Origin of the sequence: Tsukamurella sp. PLM1 (assembly GCF_023168325.1) — a bacterium.
In the GTDB taxonomy this organism is placed as follows: Bacteria; Actinomycetota; Actinomycetes; order Mycobacteriales; family Mycobacteriaceae; genus Tsukamurella.
On record NZ_AP025688.1, the window covers coordinates 35,692 to 60,969 of the forward strand.

The 25,278-nt window shown below is 70.9% G+C and carries 27 protein-coding genes, 1 tRNA gene and 3 pseudogenes; 12 read left to right on the forward strand and 19 right to left on the reverse strand.

Going from position 1 to position 25,278, the window contains the following annotated elements; all coding sequences use genetic code 11:
* Positions 1-245 precede the first annotated feature (245 nt).
* From MTP03_RS23185 to MTP03_RS00215, 4 genes are all read right to left on the reverse strand, one after another.
* On the reverse strand, positions 246-476 hold the full coding sequence (locus tag MTP03_RS23185) for a hypothetical protein (protein ID WP_371820834.1): 231 nt from the start codon (positions 474-476) through the stop codon (positions 246-248).
* A complete protein-coding gene (locus tag MTP03_RS23190; RefSeq protein WP_371820835.1) occupies positions 467-1,402 on the reverse strand; it encodes a PP2C family serine/threonine-protein phosphatase in 936 nt (311 codons plus the stop codon). The genes MTP03_RS23185 and MTP03_RS23190 overlap by 10 nt, the downstream gene beginning before the upstream one ends.
* Entirely contained in the window at positions 1,399-1,863 is a 465-nt protein-coding gene (locus tag MTP03_RS00210) for an FHA domain-containing protein (protein ID WP_068526518.1), read from the reverse strand. The genes MTP03_RS23190 and MTP03_RS00210 overlap by 4 nt, the downstream gene beginning before the upstream one ends.
* Before the next feature lie 94 nt (positions 1,864-1,957).
* On the reverse strand, positions 1,958-3,187 hold the full coding sequence (locus tag MTP03_RS00215; protein WP_248490068.1) for a DUF3662 and FHA domain-containing protein: 1,230 nt from the start codon (positions 3,185-3,187) through the stop codon (positions 1,958-1,960).
* 209 nt (positions 3,188-3,396) lie between these two features.
* On the opposite strand from MTP03_RS00215, the gene MTP03_RS00220 reads away from it, so the two are divergent.
* Positions 3,397-3,481 (forward strand) — tRNA-Leu (locus MTP03_RS00220).
* A gap of 257 nt (positions 3,482-3,738) precedes the next feature.
* Here the strand turns inward: MTP03_RS00220 and MTP03_RS23195 are convergent.
* From MTP03_RS23195 to MTP03_RS00250, 7 genes and pseudogenes are all read right to left on the reverse strand, one after another.
* Positions 3,739-4,032, reverse strand: coding sequence for a hypothetical protein (locus tag MTP03_RS23195; RefSeq protein WP_371821015.1), 294 nt, complete (start codon positions 4,030-4,032; stop codon positions 3,739-3,741).
* 164 nt (positions 4,033-4,196) lie between these two features.
* Positions 4,197-4,526: pseudogene (locus MTP03_RS23200) on the reverse strand (MBL fold metallo-hydrolase); the annotation flags it as partial.
* Between the two features lie 151 nt (positions 4,527-4,677).
* On the reverse strand, positions 4,678-5,331 hold the full coding sequence (locus tag MTP03_RS00230) for a dienelactone hydrolase family protein (protein WP_248490069.1): 654 nt from the start codon (positions 5,329-5,331) through the stop codon (positions 4,678-4,680).
* A 67-nt stretch (positions 5,332-5,398) separates the two neighbouring features.
* Positions 5,399-6,085: an MBL fold metallo-hydrolase gene (locus MTP03_RS00235; RefSeq protein ID WP_248490070.1), complete on the reverse strand. Its 687-nt coding sequence runs from the start codon at positions 6,083-6,085 to the stop codon at positions 5,399-5,401.
* Between the two features lie 88 nt (positions 6,086-6,173).
* Positions 6,174-6,497: a hypothetical protein gene (locus MTP03_RS00240; protein WP_371820838.1), complete on the reverse strand. Its 324-nt coding sequence runs from the start codon at positions 6,495-6,497 to the stop codon at positions 6,174-6,176.
* Between the two features lie 68 nt (positions 6,498-6,565).
* Positions 6,566-7,738 carry an AMP-binding protein gene (locus MTP03_RS00245; protein ID WP_248490071.1) on the reverse strand — a complete coding sequence of 391 codons (1,173 nt, stop codon included), beginning with the start codon at positions 7,736-7,738 and terminating at the stop codon, positions 6,566-6,568.
* Positions 7,735-8,646, reverse strand: a complete 912-nt coding sequence (locus MTP03_RS00250) for an SDR family NAD(P)-dependent oxidoreductase (RefSeq protein ID WP_371820839.1) — start codon at positions 8,644-8,646, stop codon at positions 7,735-7,737. The genes MTP03_RS00245 and MTP03_RS00250 overlap by 4 nt, the downstream gene beginning before the upstream one ends.
* A 53-nt stretch (positions 8,647-8,699) precedes the next feature.
* On the opposite strand from MTP03_RS00250, the gene MTP03_RS00255 reads away from it, so the two are divergent.
* The gene (locus MTP03_RS00255; RefSeq protein WP_248490073.1) at positions 8,700-9,806 is read left to right on the forward strand and encodes an AI-2E family transporter; all 1,107 of its coding nucleotides are present in this window, start codon (positions 8,700-8,702) and stop codon (positions 9,804-9,806) included.
* Positions 9,788-9,976 carry a hypothetical protein gene (locus tag MTP03_RS00260; RefSeq protein ID WP_248490074.1) on the forward strand — a complete coding sequence of 63 codons (189 nt, stop codon included), beginning with the start codon at positions 9,788-9,790 and terminating at the stop codon, positions 9,974-9,976. The genes MTP03_RS00255 and MTP03_RS00260 overlap by 19 nt, the downstream gene beginning before the upstream one ends.
* Before the next feature lie 6 nt (positions 9,977-9,982).
* Here MTP03_RS00260 and MTP03_RS22490 read toward each other — a convergent pair whose 3' ends face one another.
* Both MTP03_RS22490 and MTP03_RS00265 read right to left on the reverse strand, forming a co-directional pair.
* A complete protein-coding gene (locus MTP03_RS22490; RefSeq protein ID WP_256465195.1) occupies positions 9,983-10,114 on the reverse strand; it encodes a hypothetical protein in 132 nt (43 codons plus the stop codon).
* Positions 10,115-10,193: 79 nt separating this feature from the next.
* Positions 10,194-10,820, reverse strand: a complete 627-nt coding sequence (locus MTP03_RS00265; RefSeq protein ID WP_248490075.1) for a TetR/AcrR family transcriptional regulator — start codon at positions 10,818-10,820, stop codon at positions 10,194-10,196.
* Between the two features lie 236 nt (positions 10,821-11,056).
* On the opposite strand from MTP03_RS00265, the gene MTP03_RS00270 reads away from it, so the two are divergent.
* Positions 11,057-11,887 carry an IS110 family transposase gene (locus MTP03_RS00270; RefSeq protein WP_248490076.1) on the forward strand — a complete coding sequence of 277 codons (831 nt, stop codon included), beginning with the start codon at positions 11,057-11,059 and terminating at the stop codon, positions 11,885-11,887.
* The gene (locus tag MTP03_RS00275; RefSeq protein ID WP_248490077.1) at positions 11,854-12,255 is read left to right on the forward strand and encodes a transposase; all 402 of its coding nucleotides are present in this window, start codon (positions 11,854-11,856) and stop codon (positions 12,253-12,255) included. Before MTP03_RS00270 ends, MTP03_RS00275 begins: the two co-directional genes overlap by 34 nt.
* A gap of 170 nt (positions 12,256-12,425) precedes the next feature.
* Here the strand turns inward: MTP03_RS00275 and MTP03_RS00280 are convergent, their stop codons facing one another.
* From MTP03_RS00280 to MTP03_RS00290, 3 genes and pseudogenes are all read right to left on the reverse strand, one after another.
* A complete protein-coding gene (locus MTP03_RS00280; RefSeq protein WP_248490078.1) occupies positions 12,426-13,892 on the reverse strand; it encodes an NAD(P)/FAD-dependent oxidoreductase in 1,467 nt (488 codons plus the stop codon).
* Positions 13,889-14,806 carry a patatin-like phospholipase family protein gene (locus MTP03_RS00285; protein WP_248490079.1) on the reverse strand — a complete coding sequence of 306 codons (918 nt, stop codon included), beginning with the start codon at positions 14,804-14,806 and terminating at the stop codon, positions 13,889-13,891. Before MTP03_RS00285 ends, MTP03_RS00280 begins: the two co-directional genes overlap by 4 nt.
* Positions 14,803-15,674 (reverse strand): annotated as a pseudogene (locus MTP03_RS00290) (SDR family oxidoreductase). The gene MTP03_RS00285 and the pseudogene MTP03_RS00290 overlap by 4 nt, the downstream one beginning before the upstream one ends.
* A gap of 83 nt (positions 15,675-15,757) precedes the next feature.
* Here MTP03_RS00290 and MTP03_RS00295 point away from each other — a divergent pair.
* The gene (locus tag MTP03_RS00295; RefSeq protein ID WP_248490080.1) at positions 15,758-16,096 is read left to right on the forward strand and encodes a TetR/AcrR family transcriptional regulator; all 339 of its coding nucleotides are present in this window, start codon (positions 15,758-15,760) and stop codon (positions 16,094-16,096) included.
* Positions 16,009-16,386, forward strand: a complete 378-nt coding sequence (locus MTP03_RS00300; protein ID WP_248490081.1) for a hypothetical protein — start codon at positions 16,009-16,011, stop codon at positions 16,384-16,386. The genes MTP03_RS00295 and MTP03_RS00300 overlap by 88 nt, the downstream gene beginning before the upstream one ends.
* Before the next feature lie 16 nt (positions 16,387-16,402).
* Here the strand turns inward: MTP03_RS00300 and MTP03_RS00305 are convergent, their stop codons facing one another.
* The gene (locus tag MTP03_RS00305) at positions 16,403-16,546 is read right to left on the reverse strand and encodes a hypothetical protein (protein ID WP_248490082.1); all 144 of its coding nucleotides are present in this window, start codon (positions 16,544-16,546) and stop codon (positions 16,403-16,405) included.
* 176 nt (positions 16,547-16,722) lie between these two features.
* Here MTP03_RS00305 and MTP03_RS00310 point away from each other — a divergent pair, with 176 nt between their 5' ends.
* A complete protein-coding gene (locus tag MTP03_RS00310) occupies positions 16,723-18,057 on the forward strand; it encodes a lipase family protein (RefSeq protein WP_248490083.1) in 1,335 nt (444 codons plus the stop codon).
* A gap of 11 nt (positions 18,058-18,068) precedes the next feature.
* Here the strand turns inward: MTP03_RS00310 and MTP03_RS00315 are convergent, their stop codons facing one another.
* On the reverse strand, positions 18,069-19,490 hold the full coding sequence (locus MTP03_RS00315) for a hypothetical protein (RefSeq protein ID WP_248490084.1): 1,422 nt from the start codon (positions 19,488-19,490) through the stop codon (positions 18,069-18,071).
* Between the two features lie 180 nt (positions 19,491-19,670).
* Here MTP03_RS00315 and MTP03_RS00320 point away from each other — a divergent pair, with 180 nt between their 5' ends.
* The 4 genes from MTP03_RS00320 to MTP03_RS00335 are packed head-to-tail and all read left to right on the forward strand — an operon-like array spanning position 19,671 to position 22,724.
* The gene (locus tag MTP03_RS00320; RefSeq protein WP_248490085.1) at positions 19,671-19,913 is read left to right on the forward strand and encodes a hypothetical protein; all 243 of its coding nucleotides are present in this window, start codon (positions 19,671-19,673) and stop codon (positions 19,911-19,913) included.
* Positions 19,898-20,131, forward strand: a complete 234-nt coding sequence (locus MTP03_RS00325; protein ID WP_248490086.1) for a hypothetical protein — start codon at positions 19,898-19,900, stop codon at positions 20,129-20,131. Before MTP03_RS00320 ends, MTP03_RS00325 begins: the two co-directional genes overlap by 16 nt.
* Positions 20,132-20,163: 32 nt before the next feature.
* Entirely contained in the window at positions 20,164-20,886 is a 723-nt protein-coding gene (locus tag MTP03_RS00330; protein ID WP_248490087.1) for a hypothetical protein, read from the forward strand.
* Between the two features lie 11 nt (positions 20,887-20,897).
* Entirely contained in the window at positions 20,898-22,724 is a 1,827-nt protein-coding gene (locus MTP03_RS00335; RefSeq protein ID WP_248490088.1) for a cytochrome c oxidase assembly protein, read from the forward strand.
* Between the two features lie 299 nt (positions 22,725-23,023).
* Here the strand turns inward: MTP03_RS00335 and MTP03_RS00340 are convergent.
* Positions 23,024-25,263: pseudogene (locus MTP03_RS00340) on the reverse strand (heavy metal translocating P-type ATPase).
* Positions 25,264-25,278: the final 15 nt, after the last annotated feature.

The window sequence follows — 25,278 nt, forward strand, 5'->3', positions numbered from 1 at the left end:
GCGCCGGTGGGGCCACGGTCTCGCCCGCCGGGGCGCGGGCATCGGGGTCGGCGACGGTGCCGGCGTCGCGGGCGGCACCGGGGCGCCGGACGGGGCGATCCCGGTCGGGGCCGGCTCGACGACGGTGGTGATCGCGCAGCGCTCGATCAGATTGTCCGGCCCCGTCAGGGCCCGGGCCTGGTCGCGGGCGGCGTCGAGCGAGCTCGCGTACGGCAGGCCGGTCAGGTTCGAGCGACCGCGCGGCGTCAGATCCTTGACGGTGAGCGGCGCGCACCCTGGGCGGCGCGAGCCCCGTCCGCGGGAGCGTCCGCGATGCAGACGACCTCCTGCTGGGAGTTGAGCTTGCGTCCGAACACGGTCTGCTTGACGCCGTGCGAGATCACGATGGTGCCGTCGTCCTTGGCGCCCACGAAGTAGTTCGCGTTGACGATCGAGCGGGTGGCGACGATTCCGATGGCGGCACCGATCACCAGCACCAGCAGGACCGCGAGGGCGATCCACTTCCCGCGGGGTTTGCGCCGTGGCTCGTCGTCGTCGACCTCGGTCGCGACGACGCGGCGGGCGCCTTGCGCGGCGGCCGGAGTGCGGCGGCCCGGCCGGCGGCGGTGTTCGCGGGTGGGACGTAGTCCTCGTCGTCCTCGTTGGCGGCGCCGCCGACGATGGGCCGGCTCTGGCCGAAGCTGGTGTCCTCGACGCGGGCGACGACGACCGTCACGTTGTCCGGGCCGCCGGAGCGCAGGGCGAGCTCGATGAGACGGTCCGCGGCAGCGTCCACGTCCTCGGTCGCCAGCGCCAGGGTCTCGCCGATCGTCTCGTCGCTGACCACGTCGGACAGACCGTCGGAGCACAGCATGTACACGTCGCCGGACTTGGCCTCGCGCAGCGTGAGCGTGGGCTCGACCTCGTGGCCCGTGAGCGCCTTCATGATGAGCGAGCGCTGCGGGTGCGTGTGGGCCTGCTCGGCGGTGATGCGGCCCTCGTCAACGAGGGTCTGAACGAACGTGTCGTCCTTGGTGATGCGCGTGAGCTGACCGTCGCGCCGCAGGTAGCCGCGGGAGTCGCCGACGTGGATCAGGCCCAGCTTCGAGCCCGCGAACAGGATCGCCGTGAGCGTGGTGCCCATGCCGTCGAGCTCGGGGTCCTCGGCCACCTGTTCGGCGATGGTCTCGTTGCCCGCGACCATCGCCTCCTCGAGGGTGCCCAGCAGGTCGCCGCCCGGTTCGTCGTCGTCGAGGGGCGCGAGCGCGTTGATCATCAGCTGCGAGGCGACCTCGCCGGCCGCGTGACCGCCCATGCCGTCGGCCAGGGCCAACAGGCGCGCGCCCGCGTACACGGAGTCCTCGTTGTTGCTGCGCACGAGGCCCCGGTCGGAGCGGGCTGCGTATCGAAGGACCAGGCTCACGGGCGCAACTCGATCACTGTCTTGCCCACGCGCACCGGGGTGCCCAGCGGGACGCGGGTCGGAGTGGTGACCTTGTTCCGGGCCAGATACGTGCCGTTCGTCGAGCCGAGATCCTCGACGTACCAATCGTCACCGTCGCGGGCCAGGCGCGCGTGCCTGGTCGACGCGTAGTCGTCGTTGAGGACCAGCGTCGAGTCGTCGGCCCGGCCGATGAGGACGGGTTGCTGGCCGAGGGTGATGCGAGTGTTCGCGAGGGGGCCGTGGGTGACGACGAGGTACTTCGCGACCTTGCTGGTGCGGGAGAAGAGCGCTCGACGGGGCGCCTTCGCCTCCTTCTGCCGCGGGCGCAGGCCCGACGCCAGCCGGGCGTCGGAGCGCAACGCACTGATCACGAGCCAGATGCACAGCCAGAGCAGCAGGAGGAAGCCCGCCCGGGTCAACTGCAGTACCAGTCCCTGCACGGTGCCTCCCTCCTGGTCTGTCGACGCACACTCGGTCGGCGCCCGTCACCGGGCGCGTGTTGCGGGTCTGCTTTTCGCCAGCCCGAAGTGAAATCTACTGGAAGCGCACCACGATATCGGAGTGACCGACCCGGATGCGGTCACCGTCGGCCAGCTCCCAGTTGGAGACGGGCACGTCGTTGACCGAGGTGCCGTTGGTGGAACCCAGGTCGTTGAGGACGGCGGCGTAGCCGTCCCAGCGGATCTCGACGTGGCGGCGCGAGACGCCCGTGTCGGGGAGACGGAACTGCGCGTCCTGCCCGCGGCCGATCACGTTGGCGCCTTCGCGGAGCGCGAAGGTGCGGTTCGAGCCGTCCTCGAGGTACAGCGTGACGCCCTGCGGGGTCTGGTAGCCGCCGCCCTGGGGCTGCTGGTATCCCTGGTCGTAGCCGGGCTGCTGCTGGTAGCCGCCCTGGTCGTAGCCGCCCTGGGGAGCCGGCTGCTGGTATCCCTGGTCGTAGCCGGGCTGCTGGTAGCCCTGGTCGTACCCCGGCTGCTGCTGGTAGCCCTGGTCGTACGCGGGCTGCTGGTAGCCCTGCTGCTGCCCGTAGTTCGGGTCGTAGGCGGGCTGCTGGTAGCCCTGGTCGTAGCCGGGCTGCTGCTGGTACTGGTCGTAGCCCGGCTGCTGGTAGTTCTGCTGGCCGTAGTTCTGGTCGTACCCGGCTTGCTGGTAGCCGCCCTGGTCGTACGCCGGTTGCTGGTAGCCCTGGTCGTAGCCGGGCTGCTGGTAGCCCTGCTGCTGACCGTAGTTCTGGTCGTAGCCCTGCTGCTGGTCGTACCCCGGCTGCTGCTGGTAGCCGCCCTGGTCGTACTGGCCGCCGTGCCGTCCCTGGTCGTATCCGGGATTGTTGCTCATGGAATCGGCTCCTGATTCTGCAGGTGGTCGCTGAGGTACAAGGTTCTGAGGAACTGCGTCCGGGTCCACGGTGCCGCGGGCCCGGAACTGGCCGGTGTGCAGACCAGGTGACTGCTCGAAGTGAACGACCACGTCACCATAAGTCTGCCAGCCGTTGTCATGGATGTATTCGTCGAGGTGCTTCGAGAACGCACGGATCGCGAGCTCGCGATCCGCCTCGAAGGTCTCTTGATCGGTGGGGGACACGGCGATCACGTACTTGTTGGGCACGAGATAGGCCCCGTCACCGAGGGTTTGCAGTTGGTCCTCGGCTTCCCGTTGAAGCGCGGCCTCCACTTCCTGGGGAACAACCTTGCCGCCGAAGACGCGGGCGAAGCCGTCACCGACGGCCCCCTCGAGCTTGCGCTCGAATCGTTGCAGGATCCCCATAACGACTTCCTCCTTCCTCAGCGTGTCGTAGTGCATGTACTGACCAATGATGATAGCCGCGATCGCGACACGGCGAACCCAGCGTAACCCCATTCGTCCCAACTGTCCCTTTGGTAGCACGCCCGACGGTGCCGGGGCAAGGGTCGAGCGCAGGTGACGGCCCGATTTCGCACCGTGCGTCGTCTCGTGTTAATCTTCTCCGGTCGCTCGGGCGAGTGGCGGAATGGCAGACGCGCTGGCTTCAGGTGCCAGTGTCCTTCGGGACGTGGGGGTTCAAGTCCCCTTCGCCCACCACCACGAGCAGTTCCATGAACTGCGGCACCCGAAGTCACGAACTCAGAAGAGCTTGTGACCTCGGGTTTCGTCGTTTCTGGGGCGGATTTGAGGTTCCGTGTTCCGGAAGTCGCAGGCGACGCGATTGACCTGGGCGAGCAACGCACTCCTGATGATCGTTCCAGCGGTCGTCCTGATCGGCCTCGTGACCGACCGCGGGCTCTCGACATCTCATTGCAGGGGACGAGACTTGCGGGTCGGATCGAGTCGGCGCGGGGTCAGGCCGACCGCTGCGCCCGCGCCAGCAGGCCCGGGTCATGGGCGCAGACGATGAGCAGGTCCGGGTCGTTCTGCGCCTGCAGGGCGCGGATGCGCTCCTGATTCCGCTTGACCCGGGTGTAGTCGGTGGCCACCATGCGCTCGAATGCGCGGGTGGCCAGGGGCACCGCCGCGTCGCCCTCGACGGCGCTGCGGTGGTAGAAGGCGTCCCCGCAGTGCAGGATCCACCGCTCGCCGGCGTCCACGGCCACGGCGGTGTGGCCGAGCGTGTGTCCGGGGAGCGGGACGAGCACGAGCCCGTCGGAGATGCCGGGCAGGGGGGCGACACCGTCGAACCCCGCCAGGTGTCGGTCCCGCGGGCGTGCCCGACGACGCTCCGCGGGTCGGCGGGGAGCTGCGGCCGGTTGTAGCGCATCCGCGACGCGATACTGCGCGAGTACGCGGTCTCCGCCTCGATCGCGGTGGTGTGCAGGGTCGCGTGGGGGAAGTCGCTCACGCCGCCGACGTGGTCGAGGTCGAGGTGCGTGGCGATGACGTGCCGGACGTCCGTGATGTCGTACCCGAGGGCGGTGACCTGCGCGGCGGCGGTCTCGGCCGGGTCGAAGCGGGGACGGATCATGTGGCGGATCGGGCCGACCCGCTCCGCCGGACGCGCGATGTCCTCCCTGCCGAACCCTGAATCGACGAGCACGAGCCCGCTCTCGGTCTCGATGAGGAGGACGTGGCACACGCTCTTCTCCGAGAGGAACGGCTCGATCGTGCCGCAGTTCAGGTGGTGGACCTTCATCGCCGGGTGCCTCCTCGGGCAGATATGAACAATGTTCAGTATTGGTTCGCCGCCAGGACAGTGACGTCGGAGAAGCCGCGGTCCACGAGGACCTTCGCGGTGGTGATCCCCGCGACGCCGGTGCCGACCACGATCACCCGCGGTTCGCGCCTCATGATCGCGCCGCCTCGGCGAAGCGCGCCTCGAAGAACGCGAACACCCGCGACCACGCGTCGGCGGAGGCATCCGCGTCGTAGGCGAGCCCGGTCACCCGGAGGACGGCGTCGGGGGCGATCTCGATCCGGTTGGCGAAGCTGTGGCCCACGCCGGGGTAGGTCTTCAGGTCCGAGGGGATTCCGTGCCGGTCGAGGACGCGCCGCAGGCGCCGTTCGCCGAACGGGATGAACGGATCCCGTGCGCCGAAGGACCCCACCACCGGGCAGGTTTCCGCGGTGACGGCGCGGTAGGTGGTGAGGCTGCCGTAGAACGGGGCCGCCGCGACGTACCGGGCATCACCCTCGAGGAGGGCGAAACCGCCGCCCATGCAGAAGCCGGTGATCGCGACCTCGCCGGTCGACCGGGCATCGGATGCCAGCACTCCGCGAGCCCGTTCCAGCACGGCGAACGCGGGCCCCGTGCCGGTCGCGAGCGAACGCATCGTGGAGACGATGCAGCCCAGTCGATTCCGTCCCGCGGTGAACATCAGCGGTGCCATCGCGAGGTATCCCGCTTCGGCGACGATGCGCAGGTTCCGTTCGATATCCGGTTCCGCGCCGGTGATGTCGTGGACGAGCAGCACGGAGGGCGCGGCCCCGTCGGCGCCCACGGGCGCGCAACGAGCGCCTCAAAGGGGGCGGGCTCCGAATCGATCGTGATGCGTTCGATGGTGACAGTCACCGGGTACTCCGTTCGGTGGCCTCCGCGACGACGAGCGGGAGACGGGGCGGGTGGCGGTGCGACGAGATCGTGTGGATGTCGTTACGGGCGGCCAAGCGCCGCAGTGTCTCCCGGGTGGCGGCCTGGAGATCGGGTGCGGCCATCGAGATCCGTTCGTACTGTGCGAGCGGGAACGCGGCGGGTGCGCCCGTGCGCGGATCGCCGTATCCGGCGTCGCCGGTGTGCAGCAGCCAGGCGTCCTCGAGCCGCACCGCCACGCCGCAGTGCCCGACGGTGTGCCCGGGGAGCGGCACGAGCACGACGTCGTCGGTGATCCAGGAGCAGCCGTTGACTCCGAGCCAGTCAGCCGTCCCTGCGTGCGGGTGCCAGCGCGGACCGTGCTCGAAGAACCGGGAGCGGTATGAGATCCGCGCGCGGAGAGAGCCGGAACGGGAGGTCTCGAGCTCCGTTGCCGCGACGTGCACGGTGGCATCGGGGAAGTCCACGATCCCCGCCGCGTGCTCGCTGTGCAGGTGGGTGAGCACGATGCCGGTGAGGTCCTCTCGGCGCAATCCGATCGACGCGAGGCGGTACAGCAGCGAGGCCTCCGGACGGTGCGGAAGCCGCAGGAAGAAGCGCTCGAAGCCGATCCGGGACGGGTCCTCGAAGACCGAGGCCGGGAAGCCGGCGTCGACGGCGAGCACGCGGTCACCGTCGACGACGACGAGCGCGAGGGTGGGTACCTCGCCGCCTCCCGGGGGCGCAGCGGTGCTACATCGAACAGGTGGATCGTCATCGGGAGGCCCCTTCCGCCTCGAGGCTGATGAGCAGCGCTGCGGCCGCGCGCCGGTCGACTTTGCCCGCCGCATTGCGCGGGATCGCGCCGACGAAACGGATGTCGCGGGGCTGCTCGAATCGGGACAGCGATCCGCGCAGGTAGTCGCGGAGCGACTCCTCGGTCAGGCGGTCGGGATCCGCTTCCACGAGCGCGACGAGGCGCTGGCCGTACTGCGCGTCGGCGACGCCCAGCGCACAGGAATCCGCGACGTCCGCGTGTGCTGCGAGGGCGTTCTCGACGGCACGTGGGTAGACGTTCTCGCCGCCGCTGACGATCATGTCGTCGTCGCGGCCGGCAACGTGCAGCAGCCCGTGCCGGTCGAGATGGCCGAGGTCGCCGGTCGCGATCAGTCCGTTGACGCTGCTCTTGTCGGGGCCGCCCGTGTACCGGCCGACGGCCGGGCGCCCGCCGACGAAGATGCGCCCCGTGATTCCGGCGGGAACCGGAGCACCGTCGGGGCCGAGCACCCGGACGGTCGCCCCGCGACCGGCCTCCCGACGGTGCCCGGAGCCTGCCGCAGGTCGTCCGGGGTCGCGAGGGTGGCGAGGGCGACCTCGGAGGAGCCGTAGCCGTTGAACAGGACGTCGCCGAACCGCGCCGTGAACCGGTCCGCCAGCGCGGGGAGCAGTGCGGACCCACCGCTCAGGACGACGGGCGGAACCCGCTCGCCGGGAGCGCTGTCGAGGATGCGGGCGAGCATGGCGGGGACCACCATGAGTGCGTCGGCGGCGTGCGCGGCGGCCCGCTGCAGGGCGGCGGCGGGTTCGAAGCGCGACTGCGTGATCACCGTGCCGCCAAGGCCCAGGGTGAGGGCGAGGGCCGCGAGGCCGAAGGCGTGGAAGAAGGGTACGGCCACCGCGGTGCGGTAGCCGATGTGCGCGCCGGTGCGGGCGATGACGCTCGCGGTCATCCCGAGCAGGGTCGACGGTGCCGGATCGCGCGGCACGCCGCGCGGCGTGCCCGTGGTCCCAGAAGTCAACAGGATGAGCCGGCCCTCGCGAGGTGCGGGTTCGACGGTGCCCCAGCGATCGCGGAGGGCGGCGGAGGCGATCGTGGTCTGCGGGATTCCGCTGAGAACTCCGGTGAACTCCGCGTCGGCGATCACGAGCCGGACGTCGTGGCCCTCGAGGGACGCGGCGAGCGCGCGGCCGCGGAAGTCGGTGTTGAGGAGGAGCACGTCCGCACCGAGCGATGCCGTCGCGAGCAGCGAGACCACGAAGCGACGGCTGTTGCGGCACAGGATACCGACGGTCCCGCCGGGGCCGACGCCGTGCGTCCGGTGCAGTGCGGTGGCCGCTGCGCCGACCTCTTCGAGGAGGTCTTCGTAGGTGAGCACACCCTCGTCGTCGACGAGTGCGACGCGGGCCGGTGTGCGCGCCGCGGCCACGCGCAGCAGCGTGACGAATCCCGGCGAGCCGGCGCCGATCCCGCGCACGATCGCGGGCCACCGCCGGGGCGCCGGCGGGATCAGGACACCCGATCCGAGGAGCGCGCGGGCGATCTCGGGGACGGCGCTCATCGCAGCACCTCCGCGTTCGCGCGGGCGGACGGCGAGTCCTCCCCGAACCGGAAGGCCAGCGTGTACGCGGCGGAGAAGGCGCCGCCGGCGACGGTGGAGGCGACGTCCAGCGGCCACGACCACCACGGGGCGAGCGAGCGCGGACCGTCGACCACGGCGGCGGCCACGATCTGCGCGGCATGCGCCGGGTCCAGGCCGGGGAGCCGGCGCATGCTGGGTGTGGGCGCGCTCATGCGGGTGTGGATCAGCGCCATGTAGATCGACGTCGCGCTGATGTTGCGGGCCCGCAGTTCCGGTGTGACGCTGCGGAACCAGACGTCGAAGGCGCCCTTCGACGCCTGGTATGCGCCCCACCGCGGCCCGGGGTGCATGCGGACGCCCACCGTCGAGATGTTGACGATGCGGCCGCCGCCGGCGTCGGTCATGGCGGGGACGAGGCGCAGGAGCAGGCGGACGGGGCCGAGGTAGTTGATGTCGACGGTGCGCTCGAAGTCCTGCGGCCGGTCGAGCTGCAGGGTGAGCGAGCGGCGGATCGACTTGCCCGCGTTGTTGATCACGATGTCGGGCGCGCCGTGTCGGCCGACGATCGCGGTCGCGAGGTCCTCGACCGCGCGCGGATCCGTGAGATCGGCGGAGAGGACGTGGGCGGTGCCGCCCGCCGCCCGGATCCGCGCGGCGACCTCCTCGAGCCTGTCGGCGGTGCGCGCGACGAGCAGGACGGTGGCGCCGGCGGCGGCGAAGAGCTCGGCGGTGGCGGCGCCGAGCCCGAACGAGGCGCCGGTGACCAGGACCGTGCGCCCGGCCACGGCCTGGGCGAGACGATGCGGATCGGTCTCCCGGCGTGGGCTGGACAGGCGTCCGAGGAGCGAGGGCGCGGCCATCGCGGCTCCAATCTGAACAAGGTTCATTAATGAACAAGGTTCAGAATGCCGCGCGGCCAGGCGTCTGTCAAGGATCCGATGTGATCGAGAGGCACACCCCGGAACGCGGCGGCGCGGACGAGTCCGCGCCGGTTCAGCGCCGCCGTCAGCCGCCACCTGCATCGATACCCGATTCCGGCGGTGTCGTCCGGTATCGTTCCGCTTCGGTACCGAGTGAAGGGCAGCGCCATGTCGACCCCGAGACCGCGCGAACCGGGGAGCACCCGACAGCGTCGCTCCTGCGCCGGGCCGGGGCGGCCAGCTGGTACCTGGTGGGCATCGTCGTGCTGGCGGCCATCGCCGCAGCGGCCGTCAGCGCGATCAGCGGAATCCTCGTGCCGCTGGTGATCGCGGTCATCCTCGGAATCGTTCTCGAACCCGTCTCGCAGGCCCTACGGCGCCGGGGCGTCCCCGCCACCATCGCCACGGTGCTCACGTTGTCAGGCGCGGTCGCGCTCGGCGCGGGTACCGTCGCCGTCCTGGTCCGCGGGTTCGTGGGCCAGCTGCCGGAGATCCACCGTCAGCTGCGCAGCGGGTGGGACGCCTTCGTCGTGTGGGCACGCGAGCTGGACCTGGACTCGCAGTGGCTCGAGCACGTGCGCGCCGCCGTCGAGCAGCACATCGGTCCACTCGGACAGGGCGCGCTCGGCGTGGTGACCAGCACGTTCTACGGTGCCGTGTCCCTGGTCATCGGCATGTTCTTCGCCCTCTTCTTCCTGTTCTTCGTGCTCCGCGACGGACATGCCTTCCCGGGTTGGCTGGCCCGCAGCACCGCGCTCGCCGAGAACGAGGTCGACGAGGTGGTGGCGCTCTCGCGTGTGTCGGTACTCGGATACTTCCGCGGCACGGCGATCACCGCGGTGATGACCGCGCCGATCTTCATGGTGCCGCTCCTGCTGCTGCGGGTACCGCTGGCGGTGCCGATCTTCGTCCTCTACTTCTTCCTGTCCTTCGTCCCGTTCGTCGGTGCGTGGATCACGGGCGTATTCGCCGTGCTCATCGCGTTCGGGTCAGGCGGCCCCACCGCGGCCCTGGTCATCGGCATCACCTTCGTGATCTCCAACGGCACGATCCAGAGCGCGGTCAGCTCTGGGCCCTGGGCTCCTCGCTCCGCCTGCACCCCGTCTCGGTGCTGCTGGCGACGATGATCGGCGGCACGGTCGCAGGCCTGCTCGGCATGGTGCTCGGTGCGCCCGTCCTCGCCGCGGTCCTGAAATCGGTGGCGGCGGTGCGGTGCTCGCGCACCGTCGGGCGGCCCGACGGTACCGTCGGGCCCGCCGGCACGGAGGGCACCGTCGCCGCGGGTGACGGGGCCTGACCACGGTCAGGGCACCAGGAACCAGGCGGCGGAGTACCGGCCGGCCGCGCTGCGCCCGCCCAGCGCGAGAGCTATCGGCGGCAGGGACGTCCGGTGCCCGTAGGCCGGAACCCGGTCCGCGACCTCTGCGCGGCCCACGGCGTTGCGGTAACGCGCGTACTCGGTAACAGCCCGATCAGGGCGATCACCGCCGACCACAGCAGCCTGCGGAGCCGGCTCACGTGCCCGGACCGCGCTCGACCCCGAGGTCGCGGCCCAGCAGGTCGGCCGCGAAGGCGACCGCTTCGTCCCAGCCGACCCCGAGGAAGTCCTTCCGCGCGGTGCTGTAATGGTTGGCGAGGCCGGTCACCGTCGACCAGAGGACCGCCATGGCCGGCCGGACGTCACCGGCGTAGCCCGACCGGGCGAGGGCCTCGCCCAGCATCGTCACCAGGCGGCCCGTGGCGTCGCGCAGCTGCTGCTCGACCGCGGGCTCCAGCGCCGCCGCATCCTGGACCAGGGACAGTGCGTCGAACTGGCGACCGAACACCGGGTAGTCGGCGCGGTACGCGTTCGCCACCGCGGTGAACGCCTCCGCGAAGTCGGCGGCTCCCTCGATCTGCGGGCGCAGCCGCGCGGTCATCCGGGTGACGTGGTCGGCGAACAGCCCGATGAACAGGGTCTCCTTGTTCGCGAAGTAGGTGTAGACGGCGCCGAGGGAGATCCCGGCCCCGTCCGCCACGTCCCGCATGCGCAGCGCGTTGTAACCGCCCGCGCGGAGCAGGCGCTCGCCGGACCGCATGATGTCGATCCGGCGCTGATCGCGGTCGCCCCACTGGGTGGCCGGCTTTCGGTCGGTGCTCACTAGGGCACGATCCTTTCTGCAGCCATGTTCGGTATGGTTGTGATCTCTCGGTTCCGGCGGGTGCACGGCCTATCGTGCATGCCCTTCGAGGGCCAGTGTGAGTACTGCCGGCTCCGCCGGGCCGGGAGCCGCGGACCGGCATCAGGAACACGCCCCGTAGAGGGCCGATTAGTGAGCTTCCGGCAGCGTCTCCCCACTCCGAGCAGATCTCGTGATGACGTGCGAGGGAGAGTTGTATGTTCGTCGGCTGGGACTGGGGCAACACAGCCCATGACATGACTGTTATCGACGACAACGGCGTCAAGGTGCATCGTTCGGCGGTACCGCATTCCGAGGCTGGGATCTCCGCTGCGATCGCCCGGTTGGCCGAGGTCGGTGACCCTGCGGATCTTCCGGTGGCGATCGAGACCACCCGCGGTCTGGTCGTTGACCGATTGACTGCGGCGGGTCATCCGGTGATTCCGGTGCATCCCAACGCTTTCCATGCCGCTCGCCCGCGGTGGGGTGCTGCACGGGCGAAGACCGACCCGGGGGATTCGTTCAAGCTCGCCGACTACGCCCGCACCGACGGGCACCGCCTGGCCAGGTTGCGACCCACCCGACCGGCAACCTTGGAGCTGCAAGCCCTGACGCGTGCTCGTGGCGATCAGCTGGAGCTGCGGATCGCGGCGGTCAACCAGCTCGCGGCCCTGCTCGATCAGTACTGGCCCGGCGGCAAAACCGTGTTCGCCGCTCTGCACTCGGCGATCGCCCTGGCGTTCCTCACCCGCTACCCGACCGCCGCCTCCGCGGCGAAGCTCACCGCCAAGCAACTCGAATCGTTCTGCGCCAAGCACGGCTACAGCGGACGCCGTCCCGGCGCTGAGCTGCTCGCTCGCCTGCGGACGGCACCGACACCGGTCGGCATCATCGGCGACGAGGTCATCGGGCAGGTGATTACCGCCCAGGTCAATGTCGTCCGAGCGCTGCAAGCCAGCATCGACGAGCTCGACAAGGCTATCGCAGGAAAGTTGCGCAGCACCCCTATGCGGCTGTGCTTGCAGATCTTCCGCGCATCGGCACGCTGAATCTCGCGCAGGTCATCGGCGAGGTCGGACCGATCCTCGAACGCGCCACCAGCTTCGACCAACTCGCCGCAGAGACCGGCATCGCGCCGATCACCCGCGCCTCCGGCAAAAGCCACGTCGTCGGGTTCCGGCACGCCACCAACCGGCGCGCCCGCCAAGCCCTGCACACCTGGTTCGACAACAGCCGCCACGGCGACCCCTGGGCCCGGCAACGCTACGCCGACGCCCGCGCCCGCGGGCAGCGTCACCCACACGCCCTGCGCACCCTCGGACGGTCCTGGCTGCGCATCATCTGGGCATGCTGGCAGACCCGGACGGCCTACGACCCCCAGCACCGAACCGCCCGAAATGCACCAATCGCGGCGTAGGGGTTGACTCAGGAATCTCACACCTCGATCTTGCCTGCAATCGCAGCGTCGTACCTCATCGGATCGCGATGGCGGGGGCGAGCGCGCGGTCCGCCTCCCGTAGACGGCGACGACCCGGCGCCGGGCGTCCGCCCGCACGACCCGGTTGGTGGTGAGCCGTGGACCGCCTGTCAGCCGCGGGTCGCTGTGCTGCGCACGTGGAAGTCCGCGTCGTCCGGAGCGGCGAGCATGCGATCCATCGTCGCGCGGTCGAAGGGCCACAGGTCGATTCCGCCGCCCTCGGTCAGGTACCAGGAGTTGCAGCCGGTGTTCCACACCGTGGGGCCCATGGCCTCGGCGACCTGCCGGTTGAATTCGGCCGTGGCCTCCTCGGTCACCTCCACCCGGTCGATCTCGCCGCGGCGGAACCGGTCCAGCCACTGTGCGATGTACTTCGCGGTGAGGTCGGCCGAGTACTGCAGCGAGATCGAGCCCGTCGGAGAGTTGGGGCCCAGCACCGTGAACAGGTTGGGTAAGCCGGGGATCGCGGTCATCCGGTACGCCCGCGGACCGTCGGCCCATGCGGCGTCGAGGGTGATGCCGTCGCGCCCCGTGACCCGCATCGGCCGCATGTAGTCGTGCGCGCGGAAGCCGGTGGCGAGCACCAGCAGGTCCGCCTCGTGGAGCGCGCCGTCGGCGGTGCGGACGCCGGCCGGTTCGACCCGGCTGATGCCCTCGGTGACGAGGGAGGCGTTGCGCGCCTTGACGGCCCGGTAGTAGCTGCCGGAGACGACCTGCCGCTTGCACAGCGGCTCGTCGTCGGGGCGCAGGCCCTCGCGCAGCGGCTCCGGCACCTGGGCGCGGAGCGAGAGCCGGGCGTACGCCTGCACCGCGCGGCGCCGCCACGACGGCGTGGTCACCACGTCGGCCAGGATCCCGGAGGCCCACAGCAGCGCCCGGTGGGTCTGATCCAGCAGCCCCGGAACGCGTTTGAACGCCTCGGAGACGAGGCCCAGCTGGGGCAGCCACATCGGCGCCCACAGCACCCACTGCGGTGAGCGGACGAAGTGCGTGAGGTGGGCCGCCTTCGGCTGCAGCGCCGAAACTACCTGCACGCCCGTCGATCCCGTACCGATGACCGCGATCCGGCGGCCGTCGGTGACCAGCGAATCGTCCCAGCGGGCGGTGTGCACCACGTCGCCGTCGAAATCCGCGAGGCCCTCGATGTCCGGGATCGACGGGTTGTGCAGGACGCCCGTCGCGCACACCACGAAGTCCGCCACCATAGTCTCGCCGGTGTTCAGGGTGAGCGTCCACGTGCCGGAGACGTCGTCGAACTCCGCGGCGAGCACCTCGGTGTCGCAGCGGATCCGGTCGCGCAGGCCCAGCCGGTCGACAACGTCGCGGTGGTACTGCTGGATCTGCGGTCCGGTGGCCCACACCCGCTCCCAGTCGGCCTTCGGGGCGAACGCGAACTGATAGATCTGCGATGGGACGTCGCAGGTGAGGCCCGGATAGTGGTTCCAGTACCAGACCCCGCCCACGTCGGAGCCCTTCTCCAGGACCACCCAGTCGGTGAAGCCGTTCTGCTGCAGGACGTGTGCGGTCGAGATGCCGGCCACGCCGGCCCCGATCACGACGACGCGGGGTTCGCTCATCGGGCCTCCTCGAGTCCGCGGCGCACGGCCGCCGGTGCGGTGCGGCGGGCCGAGGCGAACGCCGTCGCGCGATGCCCGCGGGCCATGAAGTTCGGTCCCAGCCCGGCCAGGTCGGTACCGTCGGGCGCGATGACGGTGACCTTCTGCCCCCGGGCCCGCGCGACGGCGACCTCGTCCCAGAACACATGCGACATCGGTCTTCTCAGCGCGCCGTACTCGATCAGGCCGCCGATGCCGGGGCCGCGAACGCCGGGCGCCGAAGCCATGGAGACGACGGCGACGATCTCGTCGGCGTCCTGGGGCGCGATCAGGTCGACCGACGCGGTGGAGGCGGCGCCCCCGTCCACGAACGTGCGACCGTCGATCTGCACCGGAGGCATCCACGCGGGGATCGCCCAGGACGCCCGCAGCGCCTCCGCCGCAGTCGCTTCCGGGGTGCCCGGCGCGCCGAACGCGACGCGCTCGCCCGTGGCGGGCTCGTAGGCCACGAGACGGACGCCCGGCGGCACCGGCGCGCCGGGACCGACGGCGGCCTCCGCCAGCTCCGTCAGCCAGGTGGCATCGCCCCGGCCGCGGGGCGCAATGCCGGTGAGCGGGGCGTGCCCGCCGCGGCGGGTCCACAGGGTGGACGGGTCCGCGGGCGGGGAGAACGGGATGCGCGGCAGCGACGCCGGCGTGGCCGCGAGGTGGCGCGAGAGCGCGGGGTGTTCCGACCTGCCCTCCTGCATCGCCACCAGATCCGGTACCGAGAACTTCTGCAGCGCGGTGATGATCTCGGACCCGGCGGAGGTGCCCTGCAGTAGGTCGAAGTCGCGGACGTCGATGCCGAGCCGATCCTCGAGGGCGGCCAGGGCCGCGATCGTCCAGGCGCCGCCGATGGTTCCGCCGCAGCCGATGACCAGCGCGCGCGTCACCGGGCCGCCTCCTCGCCGGCGGCGTGGGCGGACGCGTGCCGGTCCATCCGGTCGGTGTAGGCCTTGCGAGCCGCGGCGTCGAGTGCGAGCGTGCGGCGGTCGTCGATCAGTGTGCGCGCCAGGCGCTCGATCGGCTCGGGGACGAACGCCTCCACCAGGCTCCAGCCGGGTGCGACCCACTTCGGAACGGAGGTGCGCGCCGCGCGGGTGCGCAGGGTGTCGAGCACGGCGGCCGCCACGTCCTCCGGGTCCACGGTGGGCATGCCGCCGCCGAGCTGCGCGCCGGAGGAGAGTTCCGTCCGCACCGCCGACGGGAGGATCGCGCAGATCGCGACGCCCGTCCCGTCGTACTCGCGGCGTGCGGCGAGCGAGGCGCCGAGCGCAGCGAACTTGCTGGCGTTGTAGGTGACCATGCCGGGGATCGGGATCATCCCCGCCATCGACGCGACGTTCACGACGTGACCGCGGCCGCGGTCGACCATGCCGGGGACCACCGCGCGCATGCCGTTCAGCATGCCGCGCACGTTGACGTCCAGGATCAGGTCCGTCGTGGCCTCCGCCTCGGTCTCGAATCTCCCGAGCGGCATGACGCCGGCGTTGTTGACCAGGACGTCGATGGGGCCGGTCTCGGCGAGGAGGGCGGCCCAGGAGTCGCGGTCGGTCACGTCCAGCCGCAGCGCGCGGGCGCCGGGGATCGACGATGCCGTCTCTTCGGCGACGTCGAGGTCGACGTCGCCCAGAGCACGTGCGCGCCGTGCTGGGCGAACAGGCGGGCGGTCGCTGCGCCGATGCCGCGCGCGCCGCCGGTGACGAGGATGAGCGCACCGTCGAGCCGGGCGAGGTGGGCGGAGGATCCGAACGGGAACATGGAGGCCTTTCTCGGGCTGATTAGACACACAGTATCGGAATACCGACAGTTTTTGAATACCGCTTCGCGGTACCCTGTTTCGCATGGCCAGGCTCACCCGGGTGGAACAGCGCGCCCAGACCCGCGCGGATCTGCTGATCGCCGCGCGCGAGCGGTTCCTGGAGGTCGGCTACGCCGCGGCCGGGCTGGAGGAGATCGCAGACCGGGCCGGGTACTCCAAGGGCGCGGTCTACTCGAACTTCGTGGACAAGCCGAACCTGTGCCGTGAGGTGCTGCAGGGGATCCACGAGGAGAAGGTGGGCGAGCTCTCGGCACTGGTCAGTGGGCCGGGGAGTTGTCGGAGCGCATCGACGCGCTCGAGGAGTGGGTCGAGCGCACCGTCGGGGACGTGGGCTGGACGATGCTCGAGCTCGAGTTCGTGACGGTGACCCGCAACGACCCCGAGCTCGGCGCGATGGTGGTGGAGCTGCGGACCGCGGCGCACCGCACCATCGTCGAGATGCTCCGGGACATGCTGCGCGGAAGCGACCCCGATGATGCGCAGTTCGCTGCTGAGGTGGAGCTCTACGAGCTGGAGGCGACCGCGGACCTACTGCTCGCGGCGGCGATCGGGCTGGGTATCCAGCGCGCGGTCGACCCGACGCTCTCGGCCGAGCCTGTACTGGCGTCCATGCGCAACACGCTCACGCTGCTGGGCGCCGGCGTCGCCTGACCGGCGCCGATCCCTGTCAGAGCAGGACCACGGACTCGCGGTGGACCGCGACGGCGCGGCCGTCGTCGAGCTTGACGGACACCGCCTCGTCGTCGGTGCTGAGCACCGTCCCGAAGCTCAGCAGCTCGTCGCGGAGCTGCACTCGGTCGCCAGGGGCCACGGCGGATCACCTCGAATCGTCTATGGAGCGAAGTGAAGAATAGCCGTTTGCAGGCACACCGGAGGGCGGTTCACGGGATGTTCATGCAACGCGCCGCCGCCTGGTGGGACAGATTCTTCAGATCTGTCCCAAGTGCGTGTACAGTCGCTGCGAACCCCCGATCAGGAGGATGAGCAATGACCGCCGTGCAGACCGGCACCGAGTTCGAGACCGGACTCGCGCAGCTCGACCCCGCGCTCGCCGAGCAGTGGCCCGCTCCCGCAGAGCCGCGGATGGTGGGAGACGACCCGTTCTTCGAGGCACCGTCGGGCTTCGAGGACGTGCCCGTGGGCACAGTGTTGCGGTACCGCGACGTCTCGATCGGCTTCCTCGGCCGGATCAAGCAGAAGGTGCGCGCCACCCAGCTGCTGTACCGCACCGTCAACATGCACGGAGTTCCCGAAGTCACCGTGACCACGGTGATCAGCCCGGCCCGCGGGGCGAAGCCCGGCGCGCCGCTCGTCTCGTACCAGTGCGCCATCGACTCGCTGCACCCCAAGACCTTTCCCTCGTACGTGCTGCAGCACGGCGTGCGCACCGAGGATGCGTCGTTCCCGCAGATCGAGTACCTGTTCATCGCCGCGGCCGTCGCCAAGGGCTGGACCGTCTCGGTGCCCGACCACGGCGGCCAGGCCGGCCGCTGGGGCATCCCCCGCGAGCCCGGTTACATGGTGCTCGACGGCCTGCGGGCCGCGCTCTCGCACGCGCCCCTCGGCCTCGCGGCGGGCACGCGCCTCGGCGTCTGGGGCTACTCGGGCGGCGGACTCGCCACCTCGTGGGCGGCGGAGATCGCACCGTCGTACGCCCCGGAACTGAACCTGATCGCCGGGGCCGTGGGCGCGCCCGTCTCCGACCCGGGCAACGTGTTCGTCTACCTCAACAACACCCTGTTCACGGGCCTGCCCACGCTGGTCATCGCTGCGCTCGCCCGCGAGTACCCGACGCTGCGCGAGGTGCTCGCCGAGCACGTGGACGACAAGGGCCGCAAGCTCTTCTACGAGGACGCCCTCGACTGGTCGCCCGAACGCGCGATCCGCAAGATGGCGCACAAGGACTTCGGCTACTACTGCGACGGCATCACCTTCGAGGAGATCGCGAAGCTGCCGAAGCTGCTGGAGATCTTCGACGACATCCGGCCCGGCCAGTCGTCGCCGACGGTCCCGATGCTGGTGGTCCAGTCCACCAAGGACCAGATCTCGCCCGCCGACGACGCCACGGCGCACGTCGAGCGGTACGCGTCCGGCGGCACGCACGTCGAGTACCGCACCGATCAGTGGAGCGACCACTTCTCGATGCACTTCCTCTCGGCGCCGATGCTGCTGGGCTGGCTCGCCGACCGGCTCGACGGTAAGCCCGTCGCGCCCGCCGGGCACACCCACAAGCGCACCATCATGGCCTCGCCCCGGCAGATCGGCCGCACCCTGCGGCTGGTCGGGACGCTCGCGCGCGTCGGGCTGGCCCGCCGGATCTAGGGGCGCGCCCGCTACCGCGCGGGGGTCGTGGTCGTCGTCGTGGCGGCCTTCGTCGTCGTGGCCCGCTTCGTCGTCGACGGTGCGGTCGTCGTGCGCTTCGGCGTCGTGGTCGCCTTCGGGGTGGTCGTGGTCTTCGACGGTGCCGTCGTCGTTCTCTTCGTCGTTGTCGTCGCCGCCGAGTCCGCAGTCGACGTCTTCGACGTGGACTTCGCCGTGGTCGTCCTCGTCGTCGTGGCCGGTTTCGTCGTGGTCCGCTCCGTGGTGGTCACCGCGGTGGACGGTGCCGTCGTCGAGCGCGGTGTCGCCGGTGCGACCGTCGCCTCGGAGGTACGCGTGGTCGTCGTCGTGGTGGTCTTCGACCGCTTCTTCGACGTGCTGGTCGCGACGGTCACGTCCACGTCGTCGCCCAGGACCTCCGCGAGCGTCGCGCGCGAACCGTTCGACACGGTGGCCCCGGCGATGGCCGCGGCGGTGGGGACGAGCACCGTCGCATCGCGGTACGGGTTGCCGACCACGTCACTGCCCGGCACGGCGGTCACCACCTCGGCCCGGTCGGTGGTGGGCAGCGGCGCGAGCACGACCCCGGGGTACGTGGGCGGGGCCACGTACGCGCGGTCCGCCGAGCCGTACGCGGGCGACCACGGACCGACTACCCGCGCCTGGTCGCGGGCCGCGACGGGACGGCCGGGGGTCACGGCCCAGACGGGGTAATAGGGCTCGTCGAACTGCGGGGCGGGCCGCTTGTGCGGGTTGTCGGGCACGTTCAGCCCGATCGACACCGAGATCAGCGGCTGCGTCCGCGGCTTCGACCAGTTCTTGGGGTACACCCAGAACACCGGGACGTCCGCGCGGAACCCGGCCTCGAACCACGGCTTCGGCCAACCCGGGCGCTCCCACGGCTTCGGCTGACCGGGGTACCAGGGGCGCACGCCCAGCTGGCGGCCGTAGATCGTCCAGCAGCTCTGCGACTGCACCTCGACGCCGGCCTCCCAGTCGTTGTAACGCCCGGTCTCGCAGATCTGCCGGTACACGGCGATCTGGTGTTGCGTGTAATTCCACGGCCGCGTGTTCACGGGCCGGGTGAAGGGTGGCGGGGGCGGGGCCACGTCCTGCGGGGCCACGGGCAACCCGGGCACTGCCGGGGCCATCGGGTAGTAGACGGTGGTGTCGTCGTTCGACGCGGTGACGGTGCCCTGCTGCAGCCCGGCGTTCGCCACGGCCTGCGCGGCGACGGGGTCGCCCACCATCGTGACGCCTTTCTCGGGGACGGGCACGCCGTCGGTCTGCACGGCCCCCGGGTTCGCGGTGTACTCGTCGCCGACCGTCGGGGAGAAGACCACCGAACTGTCGTCGGCACCGTCGGACCCGCAGGCGGTGAGGGTGGCCAAGGTGGCGGCGGCCGCGATCACGGCGCCGAGCTGCTTCGCGTTCATCGGTGAACCGATCCGATCGATCGAGTGCGGTGCGCGCTGATTCGTAACGCCGTTCTACTGCAACCAGTCGATCACGCGGCTGATCGCAGCGTCAAGCCGCGGCGGCCGGCGGTGGGCGGTCGACGCCGGGGCGGTGACGGGGATTCTGTGGAACCCGTCTTCCCAGGTAGGATGGCCCGCGTGATGCACAAGCACGGGGACACGGCAGGAACGTCGCGCACCATCCGGATCTGGGGTTGGATCGGCGCGGCCGTCGCGCTCGCCACCTCGCTGGTGCACATCCCCATGCTCGGCGACAACAGCTGGGTGGTGTCGATCATCGTCGCGGCGATGCTCATCGGGTGCGCGCACTGCTCGGTGTGCCTGTTCCGCAACCCGACGGTGAGCGCCTGGGTCCGACCGGCGCAATGGGCGCGATCATGATCGCGCTGCACCCGGTCCTGATGTCGGCGATGGGGCACGGCTCGATGGCGGGCATGGACCACTCGATGCCGGGCATGGACATGGGCGCGATGGGGCACTCGATGGGCTCGATGCAGCCCTGGATGACGTTGATGATCGTGTTCGCGGCTGCGGAGATCGCGGTGGCGGCGGCCGCGCTTGTGATGATCGCCATGCGTAGCCGGGCCGCGGCGCGGTAACGGCGGGGCACGGAGAACGGATAGAGGAATCGATGAACGCGAACACTGACCTCAAGCGAGCGGGCCTGCGTCGTGCCGCCACCCTCACCGCCGCGACCGCGCTGGTCGCCGGCCTGACCGGTGGTGTCGCCGTCGCCGACCCCGAAACCACCACCAAGCCCACCGTGCCGGTGAGCGATTTGCTGGTGAACTCCAGCGACTTCCCCAGCGGATACATCATCATCCCCGCGCCGCAGCAGCGCCTCGCCAACGAGCTGGGCGCCGACCCGCTGACGCTGGTGCAGACGGCGAAGGTCGACCCGCCCGAGTGCAAGAACCTGCTCTCGGCAGCCAAGAACTCCGACCAGGGCGAGAACACCGTGGCCGGCGTGAACGACAAGGACCGCAAGACCCTGAGCGAGTCGCTCGTGGCCAAGGAGGCCGACGTCGACACGCTCAAGGTCGGGCTGCTCAAGCTGTGCTCCGACGTGACGATCGAGGCGAACGATCCCCGCGGCGGCACCGTCAAGGTCCGCGCGATCACCAAGGAGGTCGCGTCGAGCACGCAGAAGGCCACCTTCGAGATCGCTGTCGACGGCACCCGCACCAAGGGCACCGAGTCGTTCCCGGTGCACCAGAAGGTGTTGTTCGGTGTCGCGTCGCTGCGCGGTTACACCGTCGCGGTGCAGGGCACCAAGCTCGGCGGCGACCCCGACCGCGGCGAGTTCGACTCGTTCTTCGACAAGTCCGTGAAGAAGATCAAGGACGCGAAGTAGCTTTGTCCGCGGTGGCGCAGGAGGCGGCCCCCGCTCCTGAGCAGCGTCCGGTCGGGGCGCCCAGGGGCGGGCTCGCGGGGCTCGCGATCGGCTCGGCCGCCGCGCTTGCGGTGGTGTTCTGGCTGATCGCCACCGAGGGCGAGCTGCGCTACCTCGTCAACGGCAACGCCTACCCCGGCGCGCTCACCGCGTACGGGGCCGCGGTGGGCCGGTTGATCGGCACCGTTGCCGCGGCGCTGACCTTCGGCGCCGTCACGTACGCCGTCTTCCGCACGAAGGCCCTCGATACGGGGGAGCTGGGGTTGCGGGGGTATCTCACGCAGCTGCAGGCCCGACGGTACGCCGCCGTCTGGGCGGTCGTCTCGCTCCCGATGGTCTTCCTCGCCGCCGCGGAGAGCGCCGCGCAGGACCTGGTCGCGACGTACCGGGTCGGTGGCCTGACCACGCTGATCTCGGCGTCGGACACCGCCAAGGGCTGGATCGTGTCGCTGGTGTGCGCGGTGATCGTGCACATCGCGCTGCGGACCGGGATCTCCTGGATGGCGCACCTGTGGATCTTGCTGCCGGCGGTGGTGGGCCTGCTCGCCACGGTCGTCACCGCGAACGAGGCGCAGAACTGGAACCACGACTACACGACCGCGGCGCTGACCACCCTCGCGGTGGCCGCCGCCCTGTGGCTCGGCGGGCTGTGGTCGGCGGTGCGGCTGCCGGCGCGCCCCGAGCGGCGTTGGATAGGCCCGCTGTTCGCCGCGGTGGCGGTGCTCAACGGCATCGTGATCGCCGTGGTCATGGCGCCGGGCTCCGACCTGTGGGTCACCTGGTACGGCCTGCTGCTGCTCGCCACCGGCGCGCTGCTGGTCGCGGCGGGCGCGGCGCATTGGTTGCGCGCCCTGCCGGTGGCTGCTGCGCTGGTGACGGCCGCGTTCGGCACCGCGATCGCGGCGTCCGAGCTGACGCCGCCGCCGTTCCTGCGCTCGCGCCCCACGGTGGGGGAGAACTTCCTCGGGTACAACCTGCCGGATCCGCCGAGCGCGATGGCCTTCCTCGGCAACTGGCGTCCCGACCTGAACCTCGCGCCGTTCGCGATCGCGCTGGCTGTCGGATACCTGCTGCTGGTGCGGCGCACCACGAACTGGCCGTGGTACCGCACCGCGCTGTTCCTACCGGGCTGCGCCGCGCTGCTCACTCTGACCAGCTCCGGGCTGCGGACCTACTCCAACGCGATGTTCAGCGTGCACATGGTGGTGCACATGCTGATGACCTCGATCGTGCCGGTGTTCCTGCTGCTCGGCGCACCGGTGACGCTGCTGCGCGACACGCTCACGGGGGCGCCCGCGCGGTGGCTCGAGACGGTGCTCGGGTCGCGTTCGTTCGCGGTGCTGATGCGGCCCGTGGTGCAGCTCGGTCTGTTCGCCGCGGTGCTGTACGGGCTGTACTTCACCCCGCTGTTCGACGCCATCGGCCGCTACCATTGGGGCCACCTCGCGATCTACGCGGCGCTGCTGTTCACGGGCTTCCTGTTCTATTGGCGCGTGTTCCAGATCGACCCGGTGCCGGGCGAGCTGCCGTTCATCGGCCGCATCGGGATGTTGCTGGCGATGATGCCGATCACCATGGTGTTCGCGCTGATCGTGATGACGATGGACGGGCTCGTCGGGTCGCGCCTGTACCTGTACCTGGACTTCGCGTGGATGACGGATCTGCACCGCGACCAGTTCGTCGGCGGTGTCGTGGCCTGGGCCACCGACGAAGCGGCCATCGCCCTCGTCACCCTCGGCCTCGTCCTGCACTGGGCCTGGGCCAACCGCGACGAGGACTCCGAGCCCGAGCTGCTCTGAGCCGTCCCGCTTGCCCGCGGTCCGGACGGTGCTGTGCGGCCCGGTATCGAGCGGTTGTTCACGGCGACTGTTATGCCGGTTCCGCATACCCGTGTTTCCGCAGGTCACGGTGCTTCTTGGCGGTGAGGTCATGCAGAATCGGCATACCCCACCTGATCTGTGGGTCGTCGGGCTCGCGGGGGCTATGCGGAATCCGCATGACGTGCCTCAGCAAATACGGCGTTGACCTGCGAGAACAAGGCTATGCAGACTTGGCATTGCGTGTTCGGCGAACATGTCTGCACCTCACGCCTGCGCGGCTAGGTCGCGCCGAACTTCCGCAGGCGCAGGCTGTTCCACACCACGAAGAACGAGCTGAAGGCCATCGCGGCGGCGCCGATGAGCGGGTTCAGCAGGCCGGCGACGGCCACGGGGATCGCCGCCACGTTGTAGCCGAACGCCCACACGAGGTTGGTCTTGATGGTCTTCAGCGTGGCGCGGGCGAGGCCCAGCGCGTCGGGTACCGCGGACAGCTCCTCGCGCATGAGCACCACGTCGGCGGCGCCCTGCGCCACGTCGGTACCGGTGCCCATGGCCAGCCCCAGGTCGGCGGCGGCGAGGGCCGGTCCGTCGTTGACGCCGTCACCCACCATCGCGACCCGCCGCCCCTCGGCCTGGAGGGCACGGATGGCCTCGACCTTGCCGTCCGGCAGCACGTCCGCCCGCACGTCGTCGATGCCCACGAGCGCGGCGACCTTCGCAGCCGCGGCGGCGTTGTCGCCGGTGAGCAGCACGGTCCGGATCCCGGCGTCATGCAACCGGGCGACGGCGTCCGCGGCGTCCGCCTTGATCGTGTCGGCCACCTCGAGGACGGCGGCGACGGCACCGTCGACCTCGACGACGGCGACGGTCCGCCCGGACTCGGCCGCAGCGGAGACGGCCTCCGCGAGCGTCCCGGGCTCGACGAACCGCGGCGAGCCGACGCGCACCGTCGTACCGTCGACGGTGCCGGACGCGCCGAGGCCGGGTACGGCCCGGAACTCGTCGACGGCGGGCAGGTCGGCAGCGGCGCGGGCCACGACGGCCCGGGCCACGGCGTGCTCGGACGCGGCCTCGACGGCGCCCGCGAGGCGCAGAACCGCGTCCTCGGTGAAGCCGGGCGCCACCGTCACGGAGGCGACCTCGAGCTGGCCGGTGGTCACAGTGCCGGTCTTGTCGAACACCACGGTGTCGATGGTCTCGGTGGCCTCGAGCGCCTGGTGCCCGCGGACGTACACGCCCAACTGCGCGCCCCGGCCGGATGCCACCATGAACGCGACGGGCGTCGCGAGGCCCAGCGCGCACGGACAGGCGATCACGAGCACGGCGATGGCGGCCTTGACCGCCGCGTCGATGCCGCTGCCGAGGAACCACCCCACGAAGGTCAGCGCCGCGATGGCGAAGACGCACGGCACGAAGATCGCGGACACCCGGTCGGCGAGGCGCTGCATCCGCGCCTTCGTGGCCTGCGCGTCCTCCACCAGCCGCAGCATCGCTGCGAACGTGGTGTCCGCGCCGACGGCCGTCGCGCGGACCGTCAGCCGACCGTCCTGGCAGACCGTGCCGCCGACCACCGCGTCGCCGACGCCCGCGGGGACGGGCCGGGACTCGCCCGTCATGGCCGAGTTGTCGACGAACGCCGACCCGGATTCGACGATGCCGTCCGTCGGGAAGGTCTCGCCCGGGCGGACCACGAAGAGCTGCTCCTCGCGCAGCTCCCCGACGGGGATCCGCAGTTCGGAACCGTCACGGACCAGCACCGTCGCCTCGCGCGCCCCGCGCGTCGCGAGCTCCCGCAGCGCCGACGCCGCCTTCGCGCGGGCGGCGGCCTCGAAGTACCGGCCGGCGAGCACGAAGACGGTTACGCCCATCGCGACCTCGAGGTAGATCGGGTCGGCGGTGAGGATCGCGTTCCACAGGCCATGCGGGTCGGGCCGCTCCCGGCCCGGTGTGAGCACCGTGACCAGCGACCACGCGGTGGCCGCGATGATGCCGACCGAGACCAGCGTGTCCATCGTCGCCGCGCCGTGCCGCGCGCCGAGGAACGCGCGCTTGTGCAGCGGCCACGCACCCCACGTGACCACCGGCAGGCTCAGCGCGAGCAGCACCCACTGCCAGCCGGGGAAGCGCGTGGACGGGATGGTCGCGAGCACGATCGACAGGTCGGCCGCCGGGACGAACAGCACCAGCGAGACCACCAGCCGGCGCAGCACGTCGCGTCGCTCGCGCTCCTCGGCGAGGATCGCGCGGCGCGGGTTCGGGACTTGGGCGCCGCGGTGTACCCCGCGGCCTCGACGGTGCCGGTCAGTTGCTCGACGGTCACCGTCGGCGCGTGCTCGACGGTAGCCGTCCGCGTCGCCAGGTTGACCACGGCGCGTACCCCGTCGAGCTTGTTGAGCTTGCGCTCGACCCGGCCGACGCACGCGGCGCAGGTCATTCCGCCGACGTCGAGGAAGGTGCGCTGGGCCTGCTCCGGCTGCGCGGGAGCCGCCGAAGACGGCGCGTGGTCGAGATCCGTCACCCCTCCAGTATCCAC

Coding starts and splice junctions, on each gene's coding strand:
- MTP03_RS00215 (WP_248490068.1), bottom strand. CDS start 3,187: ATGGGGATCCTGCAACGATTCGAGCGCAAGCTCGAGGGGGCCGTCGGT.
- MTP03_RS00240 (WP_371820838.1), bottom strand. CDS start 6,497: ATGATCGTCAGCGGCGGCGAGAACGTCTACCCACGTGCCGTCGAGAAC.
- MTP03_RS00245 (WP_248490071.1), bottom strand. CDS start 7,738: ATGAGCGCCGTCCCCGAGATCGCCCGCGCGCTCCTCGGATCGGGTGTC.
- MTP03_RS00250 (WP_371820839.1), bottom strand. CDS start 8,646: ATGAACCTTGTTCAGATTGGAGCCGCGATGGCCGCGCCCTCGCTCCTC.
- MTP03_RS00270 (WP_248490076.1), top strand. CDS start 11,057: ATGTTCGTCGGCTGGGACTGGGGCAACACAGCCCATGACATGACTGTT.
- MTP03_RS00280 (WP_248490078.1), bottom strand. CDS start 13,892: ATGAGCGAACCCCGCGTCGTCGTGATCGGGGCCGGCGTGGCCGGCATC.
- MTP03_RS00295 (WP_248490080.1), top strand. CDS start 15,758: ATGGCCAGGCTCACCCGGGTGGAACAGCGCGCCCAGACCCGCGCGGAT.
- MTP03_RS00310 (WP_248490083.1), top strand. CDS start 16,723: ATGACCGCCGTGCAGACCGGCACCGAGTTCGAGACCGGACTCGCGCAG.
- MTP03_RS00315 (WP_248490084.1), bottom strand. CDS start 19,490: ATGAACGCGAAGCAGCTCGGCGCCGTGATCGCGGCCGCCGCCACCTTG.
- MTP03_RS00325 (WP_248490086.1), top strand. CDS start 19,898: ATGGGCGCGATCATGATCGCGCTGCACCCGGTCCTGATGTCGGCGATG.
- MTP03_RS00330 (WP_248490087.1), top strand. CDS start 20,164: ATGAACGCGAACACTGACCTCAAGCGAGCGGGCCTGCGTCGTGCCGCC.